A 25593-nucleotide genomic window follows, 5' to 3' on the forward strand; every position below is an offset into this window, starting at 1 on the left:
ACAGGGATCAGATCAGCATCTCGGAGTTGATGATGTTCGACTCCCTCCGGCTGTAATGCGTATCCTTCCCCACATGTTCATGATGGGCCATGTTATCATCAAAGATGGTATATTCGATCCCGTTGGAGAAACTGTGAATCTGCCTCACAATATCTTCATACCGGTCACGGTATTCATGCACGATCATTGAATAAAGCAGAGGCCCTGTAACCCGCAGGATGCCATAAGCCCCTGTCCCATGAATGGGACGTTTGTAGAGGGCAATACTGCACAGGACCTGCTGTATGATACGGCGCATCAGCGGATGACCCGCGGCACAGATGATGTAATACTGTTCGTACTCGCCATACGGGATGTGCTCGATTTCCGTATGCGGACGGGCACCATGGCACCAGAATGACAGCAGAAACCGGTCTTCCGGCCTCACGACCAAGTCCAAAGGATATGACATGGCGGTTTTTAGATCGAGATACACGCCACCGATGGCGTACAGGCACAGGTAGCGGAAAAAGTCAGCTCTGGCAGCCAGATAATCAGGACTTATCGCCCTGTAATATTTCAGTATTTCCTCACCATAGTGCTTCTGTATGAATTCCTCGATGTCATAATAGCCACCTTCCGACCAGAAATAGAATGTATAATTCTGATTCAGGGCGACAATGTTATTTCTGTTCTCTATGAATGCTTCCGGATAGACGCCCGGTTCTTTGGGGAAAATGCCAATCTGGTGGATTTTGTGAGCAATGTGGGCTTCTTCTGACATTTCCGGCACAGGAGGTGGCAGGATTGAAGGATCAATCAGGCGAAACGTCTCACGATCCTGCATGACATTGCTGTACCCGTTGGACAGATCCGGTCTGGCAGAAAGGTAGCCCTGCCCCTTCCTGTAAAATCCAACGCGCGTAACAACCTGCCGATGAACCTCAAACCCCGCAGCCTCAATATCGTCTTCTGTTGCAGCCGGTGGGGCATCATCCTCGTAATAGGTGCATAAAAATTTCTGTACGATCTCACGATCGATAACGGCCAGATAAGTATTGTAGCGGGAAACAAACATGATGCCCCTCAGAACGCTATCTCTTTAAGGCGCGTGATGCGCATGGTGTACTCTTTCCCGGATATAAATCCCCTGAAAAGGAACTTTGCAGTCTCTCCCTTTTTCAGGCGACCTATTCTCGCAAATGTAGAAAGGTTCTCCAGAAAACCAATGCGTTTTCTATCAAAACTGGCAACAAACGGCTTATTGTCACCCGGCCCCAGAAAATAAAGCCCCGAAACCTCCCGTTCGTCATTTTCACAGAAAATCTCGGCCATGCCGGGGTCCGTAACAACGAGCAGCCCCACATAAACATCGTACTGAAGAGGGCAGAACAGCTCCCAGTCGGCGATAACCGGAGAAAAAGCGGTCTTGTTGTTCGACGGATTTATGCTGAGGTAGTGACCTGTCTTTTCATTATGTAAGGCTACCAGCCCCCCATCCTGTGGGCATATCCTGAACGGAGGCAACTCAACCAGGCTGTTAAAAATATTACGCCACTGCGGTATGAAATTATTAGGAAAAGGACAGGGACCTGCCACGAACCCACTCAGAAAAGAACCCTGTAACGGAACCCGCGCCAGCACCTTACGATACGGCGCATAGCACAAAACGTGCCCGAAACAGTCCATGAACCAGACTTTATCAAATGAGTAAGGCAAAACGTCCCCGGACATCACTCATTTCCCCAAAAACAGCATCAAATCCACTTGAAATTTCTTCGCCTGAAACTCTCTGGCTCGCAAATAACAGTTCTGTCTAACGTAAAAAATCCCATCCCTCGCAGGAGGGATGGGACGAAATTTCTTACAGTTCTTTCTCTGAACGAACAATGGACAGCTTGGCAATATCACCATGCGGGCTGACTAGGGTCACATCCACAGATTTACCCGGCGCAGTCGCACCAATCTTGGCCAGATTCTCCAGATTGCGCGTGATGGAGAATGCAAACCCACCCAGCCAGGCGAAATTGCCAATATTCTCAGCAACGGAAGGCCATACCAGAGCAGGAACCGGATGCCCGCTCATCTGCACCTCACCATAAGAACGATCCTGGAGGACGGCAAAGCCATCCAGCATCTCCTTGGTCAGAAGGATGAAGCGCTCCCAGTCATAAACAGCCGGAGAATTCCAGTGTGTATCGTTATTGCGCGGATTGATCGAGAAGAACGTGCCGGAATCCTGGTCTTCAAGAGCGACCAGATTCTCACCTGCAGCCACAAACTGGGCATCCGGCAGGTTCTGGGCAACGCTCGACGTATGGCGGAACATGACACGGGCCGGCGTTTTCAGCGGCCAGGAAGACAATACAAACGTGTCCGGATAAGCCCCCGGAGAAAGATAATCGCGGATCAGTGGACCACCCTCTGAAGGCTGATCGATCACATGACCGAACCAGTCCATGACCCAAAGACGCTGCAAACGATTCTCACTCATGGTAACACCTCATTACATCAGGTTATGAAGCAAGTTATAACAGGGCAGAAAAAATGTAAACATCTCCTTTCATGAAAGAAATTTGTTAACAAAAAAAACAGTAAAGAATAATGTACTAAATAAACAAAACATAATGATAATAGACCACCACGTCCCCGCTTCAACCTTCCTTCGCACCTCCATCTCTTGTCCAGATAACAATATGCTTACGCACCATCACGTCCCGCTTCCTCTTCAGGGCAGCCAGAAGCACATTATGGACAGATTTTACTATGTAACGCACATCCACCACCCGCATCTGCATGCAGGCGACAGGCCAGAACTACATGAGCCCAACGGATATTTTATAGGGAGACTACTCTGCAACGGAGCGACACTACAAGGCGGCATAATGGTGCGCCCTGCTGGATTCGAACCAGCGACCCACAGCTTAGAAGGCTGTTGCTCTATCCAGCTGAGCTAAGGGCGCTCCTGCCTTGCTGCATGACGTGGTCGGGGCGCCCGGACTCGAACCGGGGGCCTCCTGTACCCAAAACAGGCGCGCTACCAGGCTGCGCCACGCCCCGACGACGTGATGCCTTCTTAAAGGGACTTCACCGTACAGGCAAGGGACTTTCTTGCATGAAAAAAGTGTTTTTTCAAAAAATTACGCCTTGTGACTGCGGCTCAGTGGCGCAACAAACTGCGGCGCCATGTCCCATGGGAAGAGAACCCACGTATCCTGCGGCACTTCCGTCACGAAATGATCGGTACAGGGCCGCCCATCCGGCTTGGCATACAAACAGGCAAAAACAGCTTTGGGCAGCATCTCCCGCACATAACGGGCCGTTACCCCCGAATCCACAAGATCATCCACGATCAGGAATCCTTCCCCATCACCTGCGGCTTCCGGGGCTTTCAGCAGCTTTGGCTCCTGCTGGGTTCCTTCCTCACCTGCATAACTGACGACAGACACGCTCTCGATCAGACGGCATCCCAGCTCCCGCCCCAGAATGGCCGCTGGAATCAACCCTCCCCTCGTGATGGCCACAATGCCACGAAACGGACGATATTTGCGCATCAGCTCCGTGGCCAGAAGGCGGGCATCCCGATGCAGCTGGTCCCATGTCACCGTCGCATAATTGATGCTCTGCGAACCCTGCGTCTGTACGGTGCCTGTCATGCTCTGTTCGTGCCCTTCAATCATGCATTATTCCACGCCCCTATCATACGATAAGACAGAAACTGGCAGAACCACAACATGCTGTTTTATTTTATGGGAAGCATGAAAAAGGCCCGCAGCCATACGGCCCGGACCTGAATGAAAGGCTGGCTCCCGAAGTAGGACTCGAACCTACGACCCAGCGATTAACAGTCGCTTGCTCTACCAACTGAGCTATTCGGGATCAGCTGGAGCCTATCTAGCCAATCTCCTCCGGCAGGTAAAGCCCCTTTTTTCAGCAAATTAGAAAATAATTTCACCCGTATCCGCTCCGGATACAGAAAAGGCCCGCAGCCATATGGCCCGGACCTGAATGAAAGGCTGGCTCCCGAAGTAGGACTCGAACCTACGACCCAGCGATTAACAGTCGCTTGCTCTACCAACTGAGCTATTCGGGATCAGCTGGAGCCTGTCTAGCCAATCTCCCCCGGCAGGTAAAGCCCCAGAAAAGATTTCTCGGCAAGAATCTTCCGAATACCGTCAATCCCCGGCAGCAGAACCGGCTTCCAGCTCTTCCCGCCCTTCAGTCGCCAGCTGATCGACCAGATCATTTTCTGCATGCCCGGAATGACCTTTTACCCAGTGCCAGTCCACCTGATGCCGCTTGGCTGCCTCCAGGATACGCCGCCACAAATCCATGTTGGCCACAGGGTCTCCCGATGCATTGCGCCAGTTGCGCCGTACCCAGCCCGTATGCCACCGGGTGATGCCATTCCGCAAATACTCACTGTCCGTGTAAAGATTGACCACACAGGGGCGTGTCAGCGTTTCCAGAGCAACGGCAGCCGCCGTAAGCTCCATGCGGTTGTTGGTCGTTTCCGCCGCCCCGCCTTTCATGGTGCGCTCATGACCCTGACAACGGAACAGGATACCCCAGCCACCTGGCCCAGGATTGGGCTTGCAGCCTCCATCCGTCCAGATATCCACCTGCGTGCTGGGAGCTGCGTCCCCTTTCTCCGCCCTGTCAGACATGGCCTGCCTTCCGGAAATGATGCAGCCGTCTCTGATAGGCCCAAGGGTCTTTTTTGGTTACCAAAGCCCCCTCTGGCGTATGCACCCAATCATACAGACGTGTAAGCAGAAACCGCATGGCCGCTCCCTGGCACAGAATCGGCAGAGCCTGATGTTCGGCAACATTCAGCGGGCGAACCTGTTCATACCCGCGCAAAAGTGCCTCAGCCCTGTCCTCCCGGTAATGACGTTCGTCCTCAAAACACCAGGCATTCAGACAGATGGCCAGGTCATAAGCAAGAAAGTCCGTACAGGCGAAATAGAAATCAATGATGCCAGAGAGATGACCATTCTGGAAAAAGACATTATCCATGAACAGGTCAGCATGAATCTGCCCACGAGGCAGGGACCCGGCCTCCGGCCACGCTGCCACAAGCGCTGAAAGAGCTGTGCGGACCTCCGCCATCAGGGCTTTCACCGCCTCATCACCACCATCCGTACACCGGGAAAACAGCTCAACCCAACCTTCCGGTGCCAGAGCATTGGCCCTCTCGGCCCTGTAACCCAGCCCGGCTTCATGCAGACGTGCCAGACTCCGCCCGACCTGCTCACAGGCCTGCGGGGTTACCACCTCCAGAGACTGCCCCTCCAGAAAACTGACCAGAATGGCAGGCCGACCTGCCAGCTGGCGCAGAGCCATCCCGTCTTTCGCCACGACAGGCTGTGGACAGGCTATCCCCTCTCCCGCCAGGTGCGCCATCAGCCCAAGAAACCACGGGAGCTCCTCCGGTTTCATGCGTTTTTCAAACAGCGTCAGGATGAAGCGCCCCTGAGTGGTTTTCACCAGAAAATTGCTGTTCTCTATTCCTTCCGCAATCCCGGTGAAAGAGCGAAGCTCCCCTATGTCATAAAGTGACAGGAAGTCCCGCAAGTCCCCTTCCTGAAGGTCCGTATAAACCGCCATGAGCGATCAGACCGCATCCGAAAGCGGATGGGGAAGGCGGAAATTGATGTTTTCCTCCTTCACGATACGCTCCTCGATTGTCACGTCATAACGGGCAGAAAGCTGCTCTATCATTTCCTGCACAAGGCTCTCCGGAGCGGACGCACCGGCACTCATGCCCAGCGTCCTGACACCCTCCAGCTCATTCCAGTCCATGTCGGAAACCTTTGGCACCAGCAGGGCCCGCTTGGCCAGAGACCGCTCGGCCACCTCCCGCAGACGCTGTGAGTTGGAAGAATTCGGTGAGCCGATGACGATGACCAGATCACACTCCGCAGCCAGTTCCTTCACGGCCATCTGACGGTTTGTCGTGGCGTAGCAGATGTCCTCCCGGCGGGGCCCCACGATGTTGGGAAAACGGGACCGCAGGATGTCCACGATTTCTGCCGTGTCATCGACGGACAGGGTCGTCTGCGTGATGAAGGCCAGACGGTCCACGTCCTTCGGCTGGACCTCGGCCGCTTCTTTCGCATCATTGATCAGCGTAACAGCCCCTGGCGGCAGCTGCCCCATGGTGCCGACCACCTCAGGATGCCCGGCATGACCGATCATCAGGATATGGCGCTGCTCCGGGCCACCCCCGGCGAAATGACGCTCAGCCTCACGATGCACTTTGGAGACAAGCGGGCATGTCGCATCCAGGTACAGCAGATTGCGGCGCTGCGCCTCTGCCGGAACGGATTTGGGCACGCCGTGGGCTGAAAACACGACGTGACCATCCTCTGGCACCTCATCCAGCTCCTCGACAAAGATGGCACCTTTGGCTTCCAGCCCTTCCACGACAGTGCGATTATGCACGATCTCATGGCGGACATAGACGGGTGCCCCATAACGGCGCAGAGCCTCCTCGACCACCCGAATGGCACGATCCACCCCGGCACAGAAACCGCGTGGTCCAGCCAGCAGAATCTTCAGTGGCGGCTTGCCAGTGGCCGAATCTGCTCCGGGGACGGCAGAGTTGGAGGTTACAGGCGTCGTCTGTTCTGACATAATCTTCCCCAGGCAGGCGATGAACGATACGATATTGAACGGTCCGGTGGTGCTCCATGCAAGGTCATGGGCTATCCTGCACCACCATTCTGGGCCTCTATATCGTCCGTATTGCCGTCTGCTGCAATGTCCTGCGCCATTTTCTTGTGGAGTTTTCTGAGTCCGATGCCTGCATTCTCCCCCTCATCCCGCATCTTTCCCCGCCTTGCAGCGGGCCTCGGCTCCCTCATGCTGGCTGGTTTTCTCAGCGGGTGCGAGGAGGCGGATACCACCCATACCTTCGCTCCGGCCTGCCCCAGGTTCGATGTTCCCGGCCAGGTGGCGGACCGCATCACTTATGATGGAAAAGGGCTTGATGCCGCCCACCGCCTGACCTCCACCCACATTCTGGGTGTTCAGGGAGACTGCCGTACTGGCCCGCAGGATGCACAGAAACGGCCCATGACCCGTGTTCGTGTCAGCCTGAACCTCCAGCTGGAACGTGGCCCTGCCACCAGCAGCGACAGTGTGACGGTTCCCTATTTCGTGGCCATCCTTCAGGATGGGGCCATCGTGGACAAAAAAGTCTTTACCGAAACAGTGAAGCTGCCTCCAACCGTCTCTGTCAGCCACAGCAGCACGCCACTGCGGTTCATTGATGTGCCGACAGGCAACAATCCGCAGATCAGCCCCTACTCCATGGAGATCGGCCTTCAGCTGAATCACAGCGAACTGGACTATAACCGCAGCCACCTGCGTGCAGCGCAATTCCACGAGCATGTGCAGTAACTGGCGCCAGACAGGCAGCCCCCTGCACGCCCCATGAACAAAGGGCCCTCCAAGTCCTGGAGGGCCCTTCCCTGTTACACCTGATGCAGCGGAATGCTGCCGAGCCGCTCCTCCGCCAGAGGATCAAGGACATAACGCCACTCCTCCTTCAGGCGAGAGGCCACGTCAGCTTCCTCCACCATGTCCAGCAGGGCCAGGAGCCGCTCCTGCCAGGTTTCGCGCACGATGTTCTCGGCCTGTGCGATGGCGGTGATGCTCCGCAGCTTCACCATTTCTTCCAGCAGTCCATCAGCACGGTTCAGGACATTTTCATTCTGCCCCTCATGCGGGTCATTCATCTGGCAGATGAAGGCATTGGCCCAATAGTCGGCGTACCGCTCCACACCGAAGGACATGGCACCGTCCAGCCCGCTGTTCCGGGCATATTTCCAGACCCATTCAATGATCGACTTGTAGTAGTAATGGGAGATGTAAATATCTTCGTAATGACCGCCGTCAGCAAAAGCAGGGTCCGCCCCGATGCCGGGGGGCGGATTGCGGTAACTGTGAATGGACCCATCTGACAGTCTGTATGTGAATCTGTCTGCCTGCAGCCAGACCGGATGATGCGGCCGGGACTGTATGGCCCGACCGGGCCGCACGGCAGATTTGACCAGCCGCCAGCCCTCACCGATCCCACCACGGGAGACAATGTCACGATTCCGCTGTGTCAACGGCCGGACCAGGTCCGCCAGCCCATCCCGGTTGACCTCGGAAGCCACGAACTTCCAGTTCAGGGCGATGGCATCACTCTCCCAGCGGGAGAAGCCCTGAAGATACTCACCCACCGTCCGGTAGGATGGTGCCAGCGTGATGAACTCATCTCCATCCAGAATGAAGCACCACTCATAATCCAGAATGTTCGGCAGCACGTTCAACCCGTGCCCGTAAGCCTTCGTCTGGGCGGACATCCCTGGCTGGACGGGATTCTCGATGAAGGTGATGACCCCCTCATCATGCAGGGCCTTCAGAAGCAGGTCCGAGCGATCATTGTTGTCGTTGCTGTAAATGAAGAAATGCTCGACCCCTATGCTCCGATGATAGGCGATCCATTCCAGAACATAGATGCCTTCATTACGGATCGTGGACATCATGCAGACCCGCTTGCGTGGCTTCACGCTGGCCCGGGCCGCATGCAGGGCTGCATGGATGAAGCCAGCCGGTGCGTCCGCCTGCCCCCATGTCAGCACGTCATCCCCCAGCGGGCAGCCCCGTTCGGCTGCAGGATAACTCTCCCTGTCCTCCAGCCAGCGGGCAAGACACTGCCAGCCATCCCGCCACGGACTGCTCCCCGCCTGACGAAGCAGGGCCTCACGCAGGGAAGGCCGCTCCAGCAGCCTCTGCCCCACCTCACGGACAGCAGACCAGGCCGCCACCGGCATCATGGCATCCAGCAGCCAGACCAGATGGCTCCCCTCATATGTGTCTATCAGCTGCTCCAGATCATCCGCTGAAGGGAACATCCTGAAATGGGCAGCCATGTCCTCGCCCAGGCGTTGCAGTTCCTCTGTTGCCGCAACCTCATGCAGCTGGAACTGCTCCCAGCCCATCAGATGGCTGCAGTCCCCAAGAAACTCATTGACACCTCCCTGGCTGTTCCAGGGCTGGGCTGTACAGCACAGGCTGGACCGCAGGAGGTTCCGCAGTCCTATGCGCCCCTCATGCCCCACGATATCGACACGGCGGAAGGGCAGCACGGCCCCCCTGTAAGAGAAATGCCTGATCCAGAGGAGCGGAGGCTCCCCACCTTCCGGGCCCATGACAAGAAAGACGTAATCTAGCTGGTCGGAGAGCGTCATCGCCAGCAGGGGAACATAAAGAGGTTCACCATCCTCATCCCGGCGTGTCATCTCGTCGGAACGGACATGGCAGATTCCATGATCCTTGCGCCGGACAGCCAGCCAACCCTGATGTGCTGTCTCCAGATAATGAAAAGCCACCTTTACCACCCCATGCCCTTCCAGCATCATGTTGCCTACCCTTCAGGATGCTCCTATTATCTACAGGAGTCTGTTAAATAATCTGGCCTGTTTATGCAAACCGTTCTTCCACCACCTGCAGAATTCATTCCTGTCGCTTTGCCTCTGACAGAGCACAGTGCACCCAATGCGTATGCTACCATCCTCTCCGGGATCAACAACCTTCTGCCAGGAGTGAGGCTTGCCCTCTACATGCTGCATGAGGGCCTGCCGGAGGAAACCATGACAGCAGGCCGGCGTCTTTTTGATGGCAGACGCTCCCAGATCCACTTCGTGGATGTCTCCGAATGGATGCAGACATACAACCCGGCCTATCTCGACACGACAGACCGCACGACATTCTACAGCCTTGCTGTGCCAACCCTGTTCGCCAACTTTTCCCGCATTGTCTATCTGAGCGATGACATACTGCTGCGGGCCTGCCCCAGCCTGCTTTATTACAGCATCCCCGCCACGGCGCAGATCGGTGCAACGCGGGACCTGCTCCTCATCCCGGCCCAGACCAACGGTTTCCGCCTGCCGCAGGCCATTGCTGGGGGCCCCCCGCTGGTGGACTATCACTGCGGGGCCCTTGGTGTGCTGGACTCGAACAATTACTTCCAGAATGGCGTTCTTGTCTTCAACATGGCCGAGATCAGCCAGGCGCAGGCGGAGGAATGTGGCCACCTGTGCAGCACTCTGTTCTGGATGAGCGACCAGGACATCCTCAACCGCATCTTCTATGGCAAGGTCCATTTCATCCACCAGAACTGGAATGTCTGCTGGGGGCCGGGCTGTGTCGAGGCCAGTGAGACCCTCCCGGCAGAGTGGAAGAAAATTTACGATGACGGGCTGGCCAATCCCTTTGCCGTGCATTTCTCCGGCTTCCCCAAACCATGGACAGGATGGGATGGCCCATACGCAGAAGATTTCCGGCGGCTGCTCGGGGATGTGCTGAGGGCCTTTCCCTAGGGCCCCGGTACAGCAGGTTTCATCTTCCCTTTCACTCAATGACAGACTGGCGAGGCATTTCATGGCCGGGAAACTGGGCATCGGCATCATTACCTATAACCGCAAGGCCATCCTGAAGGAGGTCATCGCCAGCATCCGCCGTCATACCCGCACGACATTCGAATTTGTCGTTGCGGATGATGGCTCCACCGATGGTACGCCCGACATGCTGAAGGAGCTGAATGTTCCCTGTGTCACCGGGCGCAACAAGGGCATCTCGTGGAACCGCAACCGTGTCCTCTGGTACCTCAAGGAAGAAAAACGGTGCGACTGGATCCTTATCCTGGAGGATGACTGCTTCCCTACCGTCTTCGGCTGGGAGCTGCCCTGGATTGAAGCCATTGAACGCTATGGCCACATCAATTTCATGCCGGAAATCACCATAGAGATCGACAATGACATTTCCTCCGGCAGCGGCACGCCAGAGGATCCTTTCATTGCCCCCATGCATCAGGCCTTCTGCGTTGGCTATCACGCAAAGGCCCTGTCCCACGTTGGGTATCTGGATGTCCGGTTCGAGAAATACGGGGAAGAGCATGTTGAACACACCCAGCGTTTTCTCCGGGCAGGCTATGGCGGCCTGGCACAGCACCTCAGCCCGGAACGTGGCCAGCTCTTCTATCTGAGAGGCGGGTTGAACACCCTTCCCTCCCACAGCCACGGCAATCATGAGCTGGCCATGAGGAACCAGGCCATCCATGATGCCATCCGCCATGAACCGCTCTACCGCCACCCTTGGCGGACCGACGAGCAGATGTTCGAGTTCCGTGAAGAAATCGCCGCAGCCCTTTCACGCCCCTCTCCCGAACCGGGCGGAGAAAGCCTGCAGTTTGACAGCATCATCTCTCTGGGTGGGGATGAGACAGTCAATCAGGCCCTCAACAGATACTTCGGCCGCCCTGGCCCTGGTCTTTTCGACCAGTTTCTTGTGCCATTCCACACTCTGGTCTCACTCTTCCAGAACAGTTTTGCCGGGCTGCTTTCCACCAACTGCCTCTATGGCCATCACAAGGCCCTGCGCTGCCGGGACACGCTGATCACCTACCACAACTGTTTGGACAAGCCGGAAGAAGAACCGGCCAGCGTAGAAAAATTCCATGAGCAGCTGCCTCTTTTGCGGCACCGTTTCCATGGCATGATCCAGGAAATTGACACGCTCTGCCGGCAGTCCCGGCGTGTGCTGTTCATCCGCAGCTGGCGGGATGGTCATCTTTATGGCGGACAGCATCGTCCTGCCCATACAGCCACTGCCAATTTCACAGCTCTGGTAGAGGCCTTGGCTGCCCGCTATCCTGCGCTGGACTTCAAGGTCATGTTCGTCAATTTCGGTGATGCTACCACCGCCGATCAGCGCATGATCTTCGCCAACACAAAAACACCGGACACCTGCTCAAAAGAAGAAGAGCTGGCCGGATGGACAACCCTGTTCTCCGATTTCAGGATCACACAAAGTTCCTGAAACCGGAATCCTCTCCCTCACAGGTTGGTCAAATGACGCCACGCATGGGCTTCTTCCGGCAGGGTGCCCAGCGTCTGGCCGATGATATAATCGGCCACGGCGCACTCATTGAAAAGGGCATGATAGCGCTGCCATCCCGCCCGGGCGGCATCCTTACGAAGGGTCGGCGCCTTGTGGTACTGGCTGACAAGCTCCACCAGTTCATCAAGACTGCTGAAGAAGGCCATCTCCTGATCAGAGAAGATACGGTCGAAACCTGTCTGCCGCTCCATGAAGACAAGCTGGCCGTTGCCGATCATCTGTGCAAGACGGTCTGAACTGTAGAGATAATAATCTGCCCTGCGGCTGATATTCAGCCCCATCGCTGTCTGCTCCAGCAAAAGGGAATAAGCAGCTCCACTGACATAAGGCTGCCGACGGACCCCCGCATAGGCAAAACGCACCGACGGGGGCAGGCGCTCCTCCAGCGTCTCGCAAAATTCCTCCATATTCCAGTCCCGTCCACAGATGGTCCGCAACCGGGCTGGATTCCCGCAGGAATAGAAAACATCCGCTTCCGGATATGACAGCGCAAAAGCCTGTCCCCGTTCGACACTGCGATCCACCGGGTTGGGAAGATACCCAACATGCCCCTTCTCCCCTACCACCTGCCGGACAACCGGCCCCGCCGTGGAGATGAAACTGGCATCCACCACCTGATGCCGGGCCGCAAAGTCTTTGGCATTGCTCTCCACGAACAGGGCATCAACATTCCACTGCACCACTGTCATGCCGGGCTGCTGCTGACGCAGCTCCTCAATGACGAAAGGGGGAATCATGTACCCATGCCCCAGCAGAAGAATGTCAGGCGCACTGAACGCCACGAATTCCTTCAGCGCCCGGAAAAGATGATGGCGGCCCATCTTGCGGCTACCAAACCAGCCACCGGAGCGTGCAACATCCCTGTAAGGAAAATTGATGACGTGATGGCCATTCCGTATCAGGCCATTGGAGAGTTTCCCCCCCACACTGAACTGGGTCGGCGCCTTTTTCTTCAGGCTGAAAAAAAAGTCCCCAACATGAACGATCTTGAGGGGATGTGCCGTCTGCCATTCCCCCCCGTGCCATATCCTGTCGACCATCGCTGCCCCCATTCCGGCTGCCGGAAACCCAGCCATGGCAGAAGAACGTGCAGTCATCATGGCATGGTTGATCAGTCCGCCCACCATTGCACAGGTTTCTGGCCCTCGTCATCCACCTCCGCAGGGGCGGCTGGCTTTGCCCTGGTCGGGCTGGCAGCACGACGTGCCTGATGCTCCCGGGCCTGATGCAGCTCGGCCCGCAGGCGCAGGATGCTCTCATCACGCTGCTGGAGAGCCTTCCTGCCTTCCTCCACCTGGAGGCGCAGATGTGTCATCTGGGTATTCACGGCCTGAATCCGCTTGTTCAACGTAGCAAGCTCAGCCTCTACATCATGAACCCGACGCCTTTCCCTTTGCAGGCTCTGCTTCAGCCTTTCCTGCTCCTGCCCGGCCTCTGAGGCAGCCATCACACGATTCGCAGCCCTCTTCTGCGTAGGGCGCCCCAGTGACTGATGCTCCACAACAACCGTATCATCCCCGGAAAAACGACGGCGGCGCCCCACCTGCTGAGCAGATCGGCCACGGGGCGCCGAATGGCCCCTGTAACCATGGCCCGGTGCCCCATCTCCGGCCTCTACGGCAGCTGGCCCGCCCCCCATTTTTTCCAGAGCCTTGCGAAGAGAATTCTCAGTCAAAGGCGAATCGTTCTGCATGTCCTGGTTCGTCGATCCTGATGATATGTCACAACAGAAAAACCTCTTCCTTTTTCCTGTACATCAGGAGCATCACCTGCTCTCAGGAAGACAAGAACCGGTACGGCATTTGTACAGAAAGATATCAGGATAGGTCTTCTACTCTCAATACTAGCCCTTTAACACACCATCAATAAAACGTCAAAAATATGACAAATTTCTGCCATATTACAGGAGGGCGCATCAGCCCCCATGACGCCAAAGTGCATCACCGGCGAATCAGACCCAGGCCCTGTTCCTGGCTGCGGTTTAGAAGGTCCAGCGCTGTTCCTGCCAGACTTTTCATGTCTGCCGTGCTGCCACTTTTTTTAGCCTGTGCCAGCGCAGCCCTCTCCCGTGCCGTGGAAGCATGGGTCAACGCATAAAGCAGAGCCCTGTCAAAAGGCCGCCCGTATGACCGGCCCAGCGTGGCCAGACGCTTCTGCTGTATGCCAGACTGCGTCTCGACCAATAAAAGCGTATGGGCTGTTGCCACCTTCTGGGCATCAGCATGCAGTTTGTCGTAATCCTTGGACTGTTGGGCCGCAAACCCCTTGATGAGCTCATCACCACTATGCAACGCAGCCAGATCGGTCGCAGCCTTCATATAGGCAGCACGCAGGTTGATCTGCTGCAACAGCACGGCATCATCGGCAGCCAGCTTCGGTACGGGCGTGACAGGCCCCTTTGGCAAAGGCGGAACCCGCGGAGCTGAAGGCGGCGTGAGACCACACCCCCCCAGAGACAGCAGCCCTGCACAAACCACAAAACGAAATTTCATACGACGTTCCCCCTTCTCATCCTCTCGGGCAGCTGAGACAATGCCCGCATCTCCTTTTCAGCCGGGTTATAATCAATATGCAGAATCATGACAGGGCAATTTCTTCCCGAACTGCCTTCCTGCTGAGAGGCCTGTTCAGTCTCGGAGCCCTCTATGCCAGTCTGGCCGTTGCCTGTCAGGCTGCGGCCACACATCTGCCAGATACGGTCTTTCCTGTCCCCAATGGCAGAAGCATGATGCACATGGCTGCTGATATTGCCCTCTGGCACGGCATCGCCCTCTGTGCCCTGACACCGGCCAGCCGCTACCTCCACCCGCAACGCCTCGCCTTCGGCTGCACGGGTCTGGCACTGGGGACCAGCCTGTTCAGCATCCCTGTCACGCTGCATGGCTTCGGGATCCTGTTCCCGGCACGGCTGGCTCCGACAGGGGGGACGCTACTTATCCTCTCGTGGCTCTGCGTCGCTTCGGCCGCCTTCATCCGTTCCCCACTGAAAGGCTCCTAACGACGGCGGACCCAATTCATGAGCCACAGGGCCAGAAGCTGTATCAGCAGGGCAAGCAGGAAACAGGAAAGGACGATTCCGATCAGGATCAGCTGCTCACGCCCCAAAGCCGTTTCGACATGAAACAGACCATAAAGCCGCTGCCACAATGCCGTGCTGACAGCATGTTGCATGAGACGGGTTGCAGGCTGGTAGAACCTGACCACCAGCAGCAGGCCACAGGTAAGCCCAAGCAGAACGACCATCCGCCCCAATGTCGAAAGGACTGAAACCTCCTTGCGGGAAGCAGTATAAAAAATTGGCCGTTTCCGTCTCACCACAAGCACACCATCGCCTTATCAAACCCAAGATTCTACCCTAATTCATGACCTCATGGCTTATCAAGAAAAGCTCGGCGTCCACCGCCTGTTTAACGTCCTGTTGTTACCTTGCCGCTAACAATAGGGAACGAATTCTTCACAAACCCACTGTCTCAGGAGAGATCATGCGTTTTTACCACTCCGCCCTGGCTCTTGCCGGTATGGGCCTTCTCCTCTCCTCCGGTGTTGCGCAGGGTGCCAGCCCAGCCCCAACAGCACCCGCTCCCCTGCCAGACATCAGCAGAATGACCACCATCACTCCCGCCCATGAGCCTTACCCGCCAGCTGACCTGGCTGCCAGACAGGTTCATGAAGCCTTCCTGACCGCCGCCAGAACCAACCGGCGTGTCCTTCTGGATTTCGGAGGGAACTGGTGCCCGGACTGCCGCATTCTTGCAGGCATCTTCGCCGTTCCCTCCGTCAGCCAGTGGCTGGACGAGCACTTCGTGATCGTCCCCGTCAATGTCGGGCATCTTGATACCAACATGGAGCTGGCCCAGCAGTATGGCGTGACCATCAAGGCCGTCCCGACGGTCCTGATCCTCACACCCCAGGGCCGCCTGCTGAACCCTGACGGCACCCTCGCCCTCGGTTCGGCCCGCCAGATGGCTCCGCAATCCGTCATCACCCTCCTGAATGAGTGGAACCAGCGTCCCTGAAAACGGAGGGGGGGCCATTCTTTGCCAGCAGCAGACATGGCCCCGTCTCTGTCAGTCCGTGATTCCCTGCACGAAGCCTGCCAGCCGTCGGCAGGCTTCTTCCAGTTCCTCGTCAGACGCCGCAAAGGACAGGCGCAGATGCGGCCCATAGCCGAAGGCTGAACCCGGCACGGTTGCCACGTGAGCCTCCTCCAGCAGGGCCTCCGCAAAGGCCACGTCATCACTCAGCAGACGCCCCCCGGCAGATTTCCGCCCGATCAGGGCAGACAGCCCCGGATAGGCATAAAAGGCACCCTGCGGCAGGGCACAGCTCAGCCCCTCGATTCGCCGCAAGGCATCAACCACAAGCCCACGCCGCCGTTCGTAGGTCTCACGCATGGCCTGAACCCCGGCAAGATCCTCTTTCAGGGCTGCCACGGAACCGCCCTGTGCCAGCGTGCAGATGCCTGATGTCGTATTGCCCTGCACCTTGATCATCGCCCTGATGAGGGGCACCGGGCCGCAGGCAAACCCGACCCGCCAGCCTGTCATGGCATAAGCCTTGCTCATGCCATTGATGATGAGGATACGGTCGGCAAGGTCCGGAGCGACATTGAGCAGGGAGAGATGATGCCTGCCATCAAAGGTCAGGTGCTCATAAATCTCGTCGCTCATTACCATGACATGTGGAGCTTCCCGCAGGACGGCGGCAATGGCCTCCAGATCGTCCCGCTCCAGAATGGCACCGGTCGGATTGTTGGGGAAATTCAGCACGAGCCAGCGGGTCCGAGGCGTGATGGCCTGGCGGATGGCCTCGGCCTGGGGCCGGAAACCGTCTTCCTCCCGGCAGGCAATCTCCACCGGCACGCCACCGAACATCCGGGCAATGAGCGGATAGCTGACCCAGTATGGTGCTGGAACGATGACCTCATCCCCATCATCAAGCGAGGCCATGAACGCATTGAAAATGGCCTGCTTGCCACCATTACAGACCATGAGCTGGTCCAGCGAGACGTCCAGCCCGTTATCCCGCCGGAACTTCCCGGCAACGGCCTCCAGCAGCGGCTTCTGCCCCGGAATGGGCGGATAGCCGGTATGGCCAGCCTTCACTTCCGCCACGGCTCCATCAAGAGCTGCCGCAGGAGATGGAAAATCAGGCTGCCCCAGAGCCAGAGAAATGACCGGTTTGCCCTGCGCTTTCAGTTCACGGGCACGGGCCGCCATGGCGATCGTCGCTGGCGTGGGCAATGTGGCGAGACGCCGGGACGGTCTGAACATCAGGCCAGCCCTCCACAGAAACGGGCAATGCGGCGGCAGGCTTCTTCCAGAAGCTCCGTGCTGGTGGCGTAGGACACCCGGAAATAACCCGGCAGCAGGAAGGCCGTGCCATGAACGGCGGCCACCCCGACCTCCTCCAGCATGGCCTTGACGAAATCTTCGTCACTTTCCAGCACATGCCCGCCTGCCGTGCGCCTGCCCAGAAGCTGCTGTACGGACACGAACACATAAAAAGCCCCTTCCGGCCGGGCACAGGAAAGACCCGGAACCGCAGAAAGGGCATCCACCACGAGATCACGCCGCTTCTGATAAACAGCCACCATCTCGCCAATGAAATCCTGCGGACCGGACACGGCAGCCAGAGCGGCGGCCTGGGCGATGGAGCAGGCATTGCTTGTACTCTGCCCCTGCAGCTTGATCAGCTCCTTTGTCAGGGATACGGGGGCGGCAGAAAAGCCGATGCGCCAGCCCGTCATGGCATAGGCCTTGCTGACGCCATTCATCGTCAGGGTCCGTTCCCGCAGGCGGGGTTCCACCTGCACGACCGTGCAGGCTTCCCGCCCCTCATAGGTCAGCTTCGCATAAATGTCGTCCGTCAGAATCCAGACCTGCGGATGCTCCAGCAGGACATCCGTCAGGGCCTTCAGCTCATCCCGGGCATAGGCACTGCCTGTCGGATTGCAGGGAGAATTCAGCACCAGCCAGCGAGTCCGGGGCGTGATGGCCCTGCGGAGCTGTTCGGCTGTCAGGCGGAAGCCCGTCTCGGGCGTGGTCGGCACGATGACCGGCTTGCCATCCGCCAGCTGCACGATGTCCGGGTAGGACACCCAGGCCGGAGCGGGGATGACAACCTCGTCCCCCGCATTCAGCGTTGCCACCATCGCATTATAGATGACCTGCTTGCCCCCCGTGGACACGCAGATTTCCTCCGGCCGGTAATCCAGACCGAAATCAGCATTCAGCCGTTCTGCCACGGCCTTGCGGAGAGCCGGCGTGCCGGCAACGTCGGTATATTTCGTCTCGCCACGCTGGAGGGCCTCGACCGCTGCCTTCTTGATGAAATCAGGCGTATCAAAATCCGGCTCACCAGCAGACAGGCTGATGACATCCCGCCCTTCCGCTTTCAGGGCTCTGGCCTTCTGCGTGATGGCGATGGTCTGGCTTGGCAGGATACGCCCCATCCGTTCGGCAGCGAGTGACATGTCGTTCCTCTTACATCTCAAAAAAACGCCCGCCCGTAAGACACAGGCGGGCGCATGGCAGTTCATAGCACAATCACCCGGAGATCAGGCGAGTTTCTGAAGTTCCTTCAGCACGGCTTCTCCCATCTCCGCCGTGCTGACACGGCTCTCACCAGCAGCAGCGATGTCTGCCGTCCGCAGCCCGGAAGCCAGAACGTTGGAAACGGCCTGCTCGATCAGCTCGGAATCCGCACCACGATCCAGCGAGTAACGCAACATCATGGCCAGAGACAGGATCTGTGCCAGCGGATTGGCAATGCCCTTCCCGGCAATATCCGGCGCACTGCCATGAATCGGCTCATACAGGGCAGCCTGCCTGTCCGACCCTTCCGGCGTGCCCAGCGTGGCAGAAGGCAGCATCCCCAGAGACCCGGTCAGCATGGAGGCAAGGTCTGACAGAAGATCGCCAAAGAGGTTGCCCGTGACCATCACGTCAAACTGGCGAGGATCACGCACGAGCTGCATGGCGCAGTTATCCGCCAGCATGTGCGTCAGCGTCACATCGGAATACTCACGCTTGTGCAGGTCCGTGACCACCTCACGCCAGAGCAGGCCGCTCTCCATGACGTTGCCTTTCTCCACGGAGCAGACACGGCCACTGCGCAGACGGGCGAGGTCGAAAGCCACACGGGCCACACGCTCGATCTCGGCGGTCGTATAGACTTCCGTATTCACGCCACGCTTCGTGCCATCCGGCAGGGTCTCGATTCCACGAGGCTCCCCGAAATAGACGCCACCGACCGTCTCCCGTACGATCATCAGGTCCAGCCCACGCACGACGTCCGGCTTCAGCGCAGAGGCGGAAAGCAGCGGGTCGAACAGCTTGGCCGGACGCAGGTTGGCGTACAGGTTCAGCTCCTTGCGGAGGCGCAGGATGGCCACCTCCGGCCGACGGTCAAACGGCACGTCCTTCCACGCAGGATCACCGACAGAGCCGAACAGTACGGCATCAGCAGCCTTGGCCTTGGCGATCACCTCATCCCGGATGGGCACATCATGCTTCGCCAATGAGGCCCCACCGACGAGGTCTTCCGACAGGTCAACATCGAGGCCACGTTCGGCCTTCAGCCAGTCGATGATCCTAACGGCCTGCTCCATGATCTCCGGGCCGATGCCGTCACCCGGCAGCAGCAGGATTTTCTGTCTTGCGCTCATGCCTGCTCTCCCTTGCTACCAATGACACTCTGCGGGCGACCCGGCTGTTTCGTGGACGGCACCCAGGCACGGGATGGACGGGCCTCGAACTCACGGATGGCCTGCTCATGGTTCTTCAGTGTCTGGGCCACATCATCCAGCCCTTCCAGAAGAACCTGGCGACGGAACGGGTCCATCTCGAAAGACACGACCTCACCATCCGGGCGATGGATTTCCTGCTTTTCCAGATCAACCGTCAGGCGGGCATTCTCGCCGTGGCTGGCATCCTCCATCAGGGCAAGACACTGCTCACGGGGAAGACGGATCGGCAGGATGCCGTTCTTGAAACAGTTGTTGTAAAAAATGTCCGCAAAGCTGGGAGCGATCACGCAGCGTATGCCGAAATCCAGCAAGGCCCAGGGGGCGTGCTCACGGGATGACCCGCAGCCAAGATTATCCAGCGTGATCAGGATGCCGGCCTTGCGATAGGCCGGCTTGTTGAGCACGAAGTCCGGATTTTCCCGGCCATCAGCATCGTAACGCTGGCCTGCAAAAAGATGCTCGCCCAGGCCTGTTCGGCGAATGGTCTTGAGGAAACGGGCCGGGATGATCTGGTCCGTATCCACGTTCTCCTGTGGCAGGGCGGCAGCAACGCTTGTCAGACGGGTGAATTTTTCCATGATCAGGCGGCTCCTTCTGCCATTGTCGGCTCCAGCAGGTCCCGTGCATCGCACAGTGTCCCCGTCACGGCAGCCGCAGCAGCCATTGTCGGAGAACAGAGATGGGTGCGGCCATCCGGCCCCTGACGCCCCTCAAAATTACGGTTGGAAGTGGAAGCAGAACGCTGCCCGGCACTCAACCTGTCGGGATTCATGCCCAGACACATGGAGCAGCCCGCCTCACGCCATTCAAAACCGGCATCACGGAAAATCCTGTCCAGCCCTTCCTGCTCCGCCGCATGACGGACCAGACCGGAACCCGGCACGACCATGGCCCGTACGCCGTCTGCCACCTTGCGGCCTTTCAGCACGGCCGCAGCAGCCCGGAGGTCCTCAATGCGGCTGTTCGTGCAGGACCCGATGAAAACGACATCCACCGGCGTACCGGCAATCTTCTGACCCGCTTCCAGCCCCATATAGGCCAGTGTGCGGCGGATGCGCTCGGCCTTGGCCGGGTCGGCAAAATCTTCGGGACGAGGCACGGTGCCGGTAATGGGCAGGACATCCTCGGGGCTGGTGCCCCATGTGACGGACGGGCTGATCTCGGCAGCATCCAGCACCACTTCCTCATCAAAGTGGGCACCTTCATCCGTGGCGAGGGTCTTCCAGTACGCCACGGCCTGCTCGAAAGCCTCACCCTGCGGCGCAAAAGGACGCCCCCTGACATACTCAAACGTCGTCTCATCAGGGGCCACCATACCGGCACGGGCACCAGCCTCGATGGACATGTTGCAGAGCGTCATGCGTCCGGCCATGTCCAGCTTGCGAATGGCCGAGCCGGCAAACTCGATCACATGACCGGTGCCGCCTGCCGTACCGATACGGCCGATGATGCTGAGCATGATGTCCTTGGCTGTCACGCCGGGAGCAATCTCACCCTCGACTCGCACGCGCATGTTCTTGCTGCGCTTCTGGAGCAGGGTCTGGGTGGCCAGGACATGTTCCACCTCGGACGTGCCAATGCCGAACGCCAGCGAGCCAAAGGCCCCATGCGTGGAAGTATGACTGTCTCCACAGACGATCGTCATGCCCGGCAGGGAGACGCCCTGCTCCGGTCCGACAACATGCACGATGCCCTGCTGGCGGGACCGCAATGGGAAATAGGGAACGCCGAACTCCTTGACGTTCGCTTCCAGCGTTTCGATCTGGAGGCGGCTCTGCGGGTCTTCCACCGGCTGGGAGCGGTCGGAGGTCGGGACGTTGTGGTCTGCCACGGCCATCGTGGCATCAGGACGCCGCACCGGGCGCCCTGCGGCCCGCAGACTCTCGAAGGCCTGCGGGCTGGTCACCTCATGGAGGAGGTGGCGGTCGATGTAGAGAAGGCTCGTTCCGTCCTCAAGGGCTTTCACCACATGATCGTCCCAGATCTTGTCATACAAAGTTCTAGGGGTAACCGGATTCTGCATTCTCTCTCATCTCCTTATGAGAGCTGAAAATCAGCCCTCCTTTTTGACATCACGCGGACGCTCGGCAATACGGGCGGACTTACCGGAGCGGCCACGGAGGTAGTATAGCTTCGCACGACGGACCTTACCACGGCGAACAACCGTAATATCAGCAATCGTCGGGGAGAAAAGCGGGAAAACACGCTCCACACCCTCACCGTTGGAGACCTTGCGCACCGTGAAGCTGCTGCCCAGGCCACGGTTTGAGCGGGCAATCACCACACCCTCGAAGACCTGTACACGTTCGCGTGTACCTTCAACAACGCGCACGCCAACACGCACGGTATCACCGGCGGCGAATTCAGGAACGCTGCGAATGGCGGAAAGACGCTCCATTTCGCGCGCCTCGTACTGCTGAATGATGTTCATGCTTCAAACTCCCGAAAAAAACTCAACTCTGTTGCTGCTGTTCATACATGGCCCAGAGGTCCGGGCGACGTGTACGGGTCACAGCGATGGATTTCTCATCTCGCCAGCGGGCGATCTCCCCATGATTGCCAGAAAGCAGGACGGGCGGGACATCCCTCCCCTCCCATGTGGCAGGCCGCGTGTACTGGGGGTATTCCAGCAGTCCGGCAGAGAAGCTTTCCTCCTCCCCGCTCAGGGCTGACCCCATCACACCCGGCAGAAGTCTCACACAGCCATCAAGGAGTGCCAGTGCCGGTATTTCTCCCCCGGAGAGGACAAAATCCCCCATGCAGACCTGTTCGACCGCATGTTTCTCCAGCACCCGCTCATCAACCCCTTCAAACCGTCCACAGAGAATGACGACGCCCTCTCCCTGAACGTACCGTGCAATGTCCTTCTGCCCCAGACGATGGCCCCGTGGTGTCGGATAGATCACCGGGCGGCCATCATCTGTCTGCCTCACGCTGGTCAGGGCGTCATCCAGCACGTCCGGCCGCATGACCATCCCTGCGCCCCCGCCAAATGGCGCATCATCCAGGGCCTTGTGCACACCCCGCCCGAACGGACGGAGGTCATGCGTTCTACAGGCCCACAGGTTCCGCTCCAGGGCACGCCCTGCAAGGGAGCAGCCCAGCGGACCGGGGAACATCTCCGGGAAGAGGGTCAGGATGTCAGCCTGCCATGTCATGAGCGGACTTCCACCTCACCAGCCAGATCCCCTTCCACTTCCACGGCTTCCGGCGGGACGACCACGAGGCGTTTCGCCTTCATGTCCACCTCCGGCACGCAGGCCATGGTGAAAGGAATCAGCTGCCCCGCTTCCAGCTCCAGACTGGTGCCAGCCCCATAGTCATGGACACTGACAACACGCCCCACAGTCTCCCCGGAAGCAAGGACGGCTTCCATACCGATCAGGTCGATATGATAGAACTCGTCCTCTTCCACCTCCGGCAGAGCCTCACGGGCAACATAGAGCTTACGGTTCACCAGCTTTTCTGCCGCCGTCCGGTCCGGCAGGGGCTGTCCGTCCTGTCCCAGGACGGCAGCAATGCCCGGTGCCTTCCAGCGTATCTGCCACACGCTGCCCGTCTCATCATGAAGAGGCCCGAGTTCCTCGAGCGTCTCGGGATGCTCCGTTGCCGGGTGCAGGCGCACGAGCCCCCGCACGCCATGCGGACGCCCTATCGTGGCGACCAGAACATCCTGATGTGAAGGACGGTGTGACAAGAAGAAATCTCCCGCTCAGGCCTGATCAGGCCTCGGCTGCCTTGGCGGCTTCAGCAGCCTTGGCAGCACGCTCCTGGGCCTTCTTCTTCGGAGCGGACTTCTTGGGCTGCTCACGGAAGGCCGGCTTCGGTGCCAGACCGGCATGGCCGAGGAAACGGGCCACACGGTCGGTTGCCTGGGCACCCTGCTCCAGCCAGTGCTTGATGCGCTCGTCATTCAGGCGCACGCGGTCGGCGTGGTCGGACGGCAGCATCGGGTTGTAGGCACCCACCTTCTCAACAAAACGGCCATCGCGCGGGCTGCGGCTGTCGGCAACCACGATGTGGTAATACGGACGCTTCTTCGCACCTGCGCGGGACAGACGGATCTTCAGGCTCATAACAACTCCTGCATCATCAGAACATTACAAAAAGACAGACAGCCAAGAGGACACTCAGCCAAAAGGTGGACGGCCTCCCGGACCTCCCATCCCCTTGAACATATCGCCCAGACCACCGGCACCCCCCATGCCACGCATCAGACCAGACAGGCCGCCCATCTTGTTGAGCCGCTTCATCATGGTGGACATCTCACTGAACTGCTTGAGCAGCCGGTTGACCTCCGGAACGCTCGTGCCGGACCCAAGGGCGATACGCTTCTTGCGTGACGCCTTGATGATCTCCGGTGCGCTGCGCTCCTGCGCTGTCATGGAGGAAATGATCGCCTTGTGACGGTTGAAGATGGACGTGTCCAGATCCTTCCCCGCCAGCTTATCCTTCAGCTTGCCCATGCCCGGCAGCATGCCAAGAATGCCGGAAATGGAGCCAAGGCGATTGATCTGATTGATCTGCGAGACATAGTCATTCAGATCAAACTTGCCGGCGAGCATCCGCTTGGCAACACGCTCACCTTCTTCCTGATCGAGCTGCTCGGACGCCTTTTCCACCAGCCCGGCGACATCGCCCAGCCCCAGAATGCGCCCGGCAACACGCTCGGGATGAAACTCTTCGAGAGCCTCCATCTTCTCACCGGACCCGGTGAACTTGATGGGCTCTCCTGTCACGGCCTTCATGGAGAGGGCGGCACCACCACGGGCATCACCATCCATGCGGCTCATGATGACGCCGGTCAGGCCGATCTGGTCCTTGAAGGACTGTGCGGTATTGACGGCGTCCTGCCCGGTCATGGCATCGACAACCAGCAGCGTCTCCACAGGCTTTGCCACGTCACGAACCTGACGGACCTCATCCATCAGGGCCTCGTCAATGGCCAGACGCCCTGCGGTGTCGAGAATGACGATGTCGAAGCCTTCACGGCGCCCTGCATCCAGCGCACGGCGGGCGATCTCGACAGGCCCCTGCCCCTGTTCGATCGGCAGGGAGGTGACCAGCCCATTCGTGCGTCCGCCCACCTGCTCGGCGATCTGCTGGAGCTGGAGCTGGGCCGCCGGACGCTGCACGTCCAGACTGGCGAGCAGCACCTTCTTCCGCTCACGGCTGGCGAGACGGAGGGCCAGCTTGCCGGCAGTCGTGGTCTTGCCCGCCCCCTGAAGGCCGACCAGAAGATAAGGAATTGGAGCCGGAGCCGACAGGTTCAGCGGCACCGCACCAGCACCACCCAGAGCCTCGATCAGCGCATCATTGACGATCTTCGCCACGGCCTGACCGGGCGAGACGCCATCCAGCACCTCACCGCCGACAGCACGCTCCTTCACCTTGCCGACGAAGCTACGCACCACCGGCAGGGCCACGTCGGCCTCCAGCATGGCCAGACGGACCTCGCGCATGGCCTCGGTGACGTCACCCTCCGAAAGCCTCTCCCCGCGGGAAAGACCTTCGAAAACTTTCGACATTCTGCCAGAGAGCTGCTCGAACACGGGCTATCCTTAATTCCATGACAAACGCGCCACTGCGCGAACCCTCGCGGAGTGACGTGTCCGTAAACTTCCTACGCCTTTACGGCCTCTCTGGAGTTCCGTCAAGCTTTTCCCGTCTCGGCAGAAGGCAGGATAACTGCCCTCAGCTCACTTTTTTACCCTACCGTTTCTATCTGCCTCCTTTTATCCATAAAATAACAAGATAGCTGATCAATTTATAAAGAATCTCTTGTCATCCAGCAAAATTAGATTACAAACAATCCAATCCTCGCCCTTGCGGGGATGAACCGATAGCCGATCACCTTATTGGTTCCATTAAAAATATGTTCCCCGCCCTTGCGGGGATCAAGCAAGGCC

General features: G+C 58.4%; 27 protein-coding genes and 4 tRNA genes. 5 read left to right on the plus strand and 26 right to left on the minus strand.

What is annotated here, in order from left to right; translation table 11 throughout:
* Positions 1–7 precede the first annotated feature (7 nt).
* From GM608_RS05445 to ispH, 11 genes are all read right to left on the minus strand, one after another.
* Positions 8–1057 (minus strand): glycosyltransferase, encoded by a 1050-nt coding sequence (locus tag GM608_RS05445; protein ID WP_333645169.1) that lies wholly within the window; start codon positions 1055–1057, stop codon positions 8–10.
* A gap of 8 nt (positions 1058–1065) precedes the next feature.
* Positions 1066–1713: a hypothetical protein gene (locus tag GM608_RS05450; RefSeq protein WP_333645170.1), complete on the minus strand. Its 648-nt coding sequence runs from the start codon at positions 1711–1713 to the stop codon at positions 1066–1068.
* Positions 1714–1843: 130 nt separating this feature from the next.
* A complete protein-coding gene (locus tag GM608_RS05455; protein ID WP_043559812.1) occupies positions 1844–2473 on the minus strand; it encodes a hypothetical protein in 630 nt (209 codons plus the stop codon).
* A gap of 392 nt (positions 2474–2865) precedes the next feature.
* Positions 2866–2942, minus strand: a tRNA-Arg gene (locus tag GM608_RS05460).
* A 20-nt stretch (positions 2943–2962) separates the two neighbouring features.
* A tRNA-Pro gene (locus GM608_RS05465) sits at positions 2963–3039 on the minus strand.
* A gap of 80 nt (positions 3040–3119) precedes the next feature.
* Positions 3120–3635 carry a xanthine phosphoribosyltransferase gene (gene gpt / locus GM608_RS05470; RefSeq protein WP_333645192.1) on the minus strand — a complete coding sequence of 172 codons (516 nt, stop codon included), beginning with the start codon at positions 3633–3635 and terminating at the stop codon, positions 3120–3122.
* Between the two features lie 147 nt (positions 3636–3782).
* Positions 3783–3858: transfer RNA gene (locus GM608_RS05475), tRNA-Asn, on the minus strand.
* Between the two features lie 138 nt (positions 3859–3996).
* Positions 3997–4072 (minus strand) — tRNA-Asn (locus tag GM608_RS05480).
* 82 nt (positions 4073–4154) lie between these two features.
* Positions 4155–4646 (minus strand): ribonuclease HI, encoded by a 492-nt coding sequence (rnhA, locus tag GM608_RS05485; protein WP_081563262.1) that lies wholly within the window; start codon positions 4644–4646, stop codon positions 4155–4157.
* The gene (locus GM608_RS05490; protein WP_333645171.1) at positions 4639–5589 is read right to left on the minus strand and encodes a homoserine kinase; all 951 of its coding nucleotides are present in this window, start codon (positions 5587–5589) and stop codon (positions 4639–4641) included. The genes rnhA and GM608_RS05490 overlap by 8 nt, the downstream gene beginning before the upstream one ends.
* Before the next feature lie 6 nt (positions 5590–5595).
* Positions 5596–6618 (minus strand): 4-hydroxy-3-methylbut-2-enyl diphosphate reductase, encoded by a 1023-nt coding sequence (gene ispH, locus GM608_RS05495; RefSeq protein ID WP_043559807.1) that lies wholly within the window; start codon positions 6616–6618, stop codon positions 5596–5598.
* A 165-nt stretch (positions 6619–6783) separates the two neighbouring features.
* On the opposite strand from ispH, the gene GM608_RS05500 reads away from it, so the two are divergent.
* On the plus strand, positions 6784–7386 hold the full coding sequence (locus GM608_RS05500) for a hypothetical protein (RefSeq protein WP_043559806.1): 603 nt from the start codon (positions 6784–6786) through the stop codon (positions 7384–7386).
* Positions 7387–7460: 74 nt separating this feature from the next.
* Here GM608_RS05500 and GM608_RS05505 read toward each other — a convergent pair whose 3' ends face one another.
* Positions 7461–9395 (minus strand): glycosyltransferase family 2 protein, encoded by a 1935-nt coding sequence (locus tag GM608_RS05505; protein WP_333645172.1) that lies wholly within the window; start codon positions 9393–9395, stop codon positions 7461–7463.
* Positions 9396–9458: 63 nt separating this feature from the next.
* Between GM608_RS05505 and GM608_RS05510 the strand changes: the two genes are divergently transcribed.
* Entirely contained in the window at positions 9459–10355 is an 897-nt protein-coding gene (locus GM608_RS05510; protein ID WP_086431487.1) for a glycosyltransferase, read from the plus strand.
* 61 nt (positions 10356–10416) lie between these two features.
* On the plus strand, positions 10417–11853 hold the full coding sequence (locus GM608_RS05515) for a glycosyltransferase family 2 protein (protein WP_249109578.1): 1437 nt from the start codon (positions 10417–10419) through the stop codon (positions 11851–11853).
* A gap of 17 nt (positions 11854–11870) precedes the next feature.
* On the opposite strand, the gene GM608_RS05520 is transcribed toward GM608_RS05515, so the two are convergent.
* From GM608_RS05520 to GM608_RS05530, 3 genes are all read right to left on the minus strand, one after another.
* On the minus strand, positions 11871–13034 hold the full coding sequence (locus GM608_RS05520; RefSeq protein ID WP_166651600.1) for a glycosyltransferase: 1164 nt from the start codon (positions 13032–13034) through the stop codon (positions 11871–11873).
* Between the two features lie 11 nt (positions 13035–13045).
* Positions 13046–13609, minus strand: coding sequence for a hypothetical protein (locus GM608_RS05525; RefSeq protein ID WP_156878850.1), 564 nt, complete (start codon positions 13607–13609; stop codon positions 13046–13048).
* Positions 13610–13874: 265 nt separating this feature from the next.
* Positions 13875–14426: a DUF4142 domain-containing protein gene (locus GM608_RS05530; RefSeq protein ID WP_043559799.1), complete on the minus strand. Its 552-nt coding sequence runs from the start codon at positions 14424–14426 to the stop codon at positions 13875–13877.
* A 77-nt stretch (positions 14427–14503) separates the two neighbouring features.
* On the opposite strand from GM608_RS05530, the gene GM608_RS05535 reads away from it, so the two are divergent.
* A complete protein-coding gene (locus GM608_RS05535; RefSeq protein WP_043559796.1) occupies positions 14504–14932 on the plus strand; it encodes a DUF423 domain-containing protein in 429 nt (142 codons plus the stop codon).
* On the opposite strand, the gene GM608_RS05540 is transcribed toward GM608_RS05535, so the two are convergent.
* Positions 14929–15249: a hypothetical protein gene (locus GM608_RS05540; protein ID WP_227449715.1), complete on the minus strand. Its 321-nt coding sequence runs from the start codon at positions 15247–15249 to the stop codon at positions 14929–14931. The genes GM608_RS05535 and GM608_RS05540 overlap by 4 nt on opposite strands.
* Before the next feature lie 167 nt (positions 15250–15416).
* Between GM608_RS05540 and GM608_RS05545 the strand changes: the two genes are divergently transcribed.
* On the plus strand, positions 15417–15950 hold the full coding sequence (locus tag GM608_RS05545) for a thioredoxin family protein (protein ID WP_043559792.1): 534 nt from the start codon (positions 15417–15419) through the stop codon (positions 15948–15950).
* 51 nt (positions 15951–16001) lie between these two features.
* Here the strand turns inward: GM608_RS05545 and GM608_RS05550 are convergent, their stop codons facing one another.
* The 10 genes from GM608_RS05550 to ffh all read right to left on the minus strand — a co-directional run bounded on the left by GM608_RS05550 (position 16002) and on the right by ffh (position 25236).
* A complete protein-coding gene (locus GM608_RS05550) occupies positions 16002–17207 on the minus strand; it encodes a pyridoxal phosphate-dependent aminotransferase (RefSeq protein WP_333645175.1) in 1206 nt (401 codons plus the stop codon).
* Positions 17207–18409, minus strand: coding sequence for a pyridoxal phosphate-dependent aminotransferase (locus tag GM608_RS05555; protein WP_154980852.1), 1203 nt, complete (start codon positions 18407–18409; stop codon positions 17207–17209). Before GM608_RS05555 ends, GM608_RS05550 begins: the two co-directional genes overlap by 1 nt.
* A gap of 84 nt (positions 18410–18493) precedes the next feature.
* The gene (gene leuB, locus GM608_RS05560) at positions 18494–19603 is read right to left on the minus strand and encodes a 3-isopropylmalate dehydrogenase (RefSeq protein WP_043559783.1); all 1110 of its coding nucleotides are present in this window, start codon (positions 19601–19603) and stop codon (positions 18494–18496) included.
* Positions 19600–20262, minus strand: a complete 663-nt coding sequence (leuD, locus tag GM608_RS05565) for a 3-isopropylmalate dehydratase small subunit (protein ID WP_043559780.1) — start codon at positions 20260–20262, stop codon at positions 19600–19602. The genes leuB and leuD overlap by 4 nt, the downstream gene beginning before the upstream one ends.
* A gap of 2 nt (positions 20263–20264) precedes the next feature.
* Positions 20265–21707 (minus strand): 3-isopropylmalate dehydratase large subunit, encoded by a 1443-nt coding sequence (gene leuC, locus GM608_RS05570; RefSeq protein WP_043559777.1) that lies wholly within the window; start codon positions 21705–21707, stop codon positions 20265–20267.
* 30 nt (positions 21708–21737) lie between these two features.
* Positions 21738–22115 carry a 50S ribosomal protein L19 gene (gene rplS / locus GM608_RS05575; RefSeq protein ID WP_043559775.1) on the minus strand — a complete coding sequence of 126 codons (378 nt, stop codon included), beginning with the start codon at positions 22113–22115 and terminating at the stop codon, positions 21738–21740.
* A 22-nt stretch (positions 22116–22137) separates the two neighbouring features.
* Positions 22138–22842: a tRNA (guanosine(37)-N1)-methyltransferase TrmD gene (gene trmD / locus GM608_RS05580; protein WP_282803187.1), complete on the minus strand. Its 705-nt coding sequence runs from the start codon at positions 22840–22842 to the stop codon at positions 22138–22140.
* Entirely contained in the window at positions 22839–23381 is a 543-nt protein-coding gene (gene rimM / locus GM608_RS05585) for a ribosome maturation factor RimM (protein WP_043559769.1), read from the minus strand. Before rimM ends, trmD begins: the two co-directional genes overlap by 4 nt.
* A 25-nt stretch (positions 23382–23406) precedes the next feature.
* Positions 23407–23760, minus strand: a complete 354-nt coding sequence (rpsP, locus tag GM608_RS05590) for a 30S ribosomal protein S16 (RefSeq protein WP_043559767.1) — start codon at positions 23758–23760, stop codon at positions 23407–23409.
* Between the two features lie 54 nt (positions 23761–23814).
* Positions 23815–25236 (minus strand): signal recognition particle protein, encoded by a 1422-nt coding sequence (gene ffh / locus GM608_RS05595; RefSeq protein WP_333645176.1) that lies wholly within the window; start codon positions 25234–25236, stop codon positions 23815–23817.
* Positions 25237–25593: the final 357 nt, after the last annotated feature.

The organism is Bombella sp. ESL0380 (genome assembly GCF_009725805.1).
In the GTDB taxonomy this organism is placed as follows: Bacteria; Pseudomonadota; Alphaproteobacteria; order Acetobacterales; family Acetobacteraceae; genus Bombella; species Bombella apis.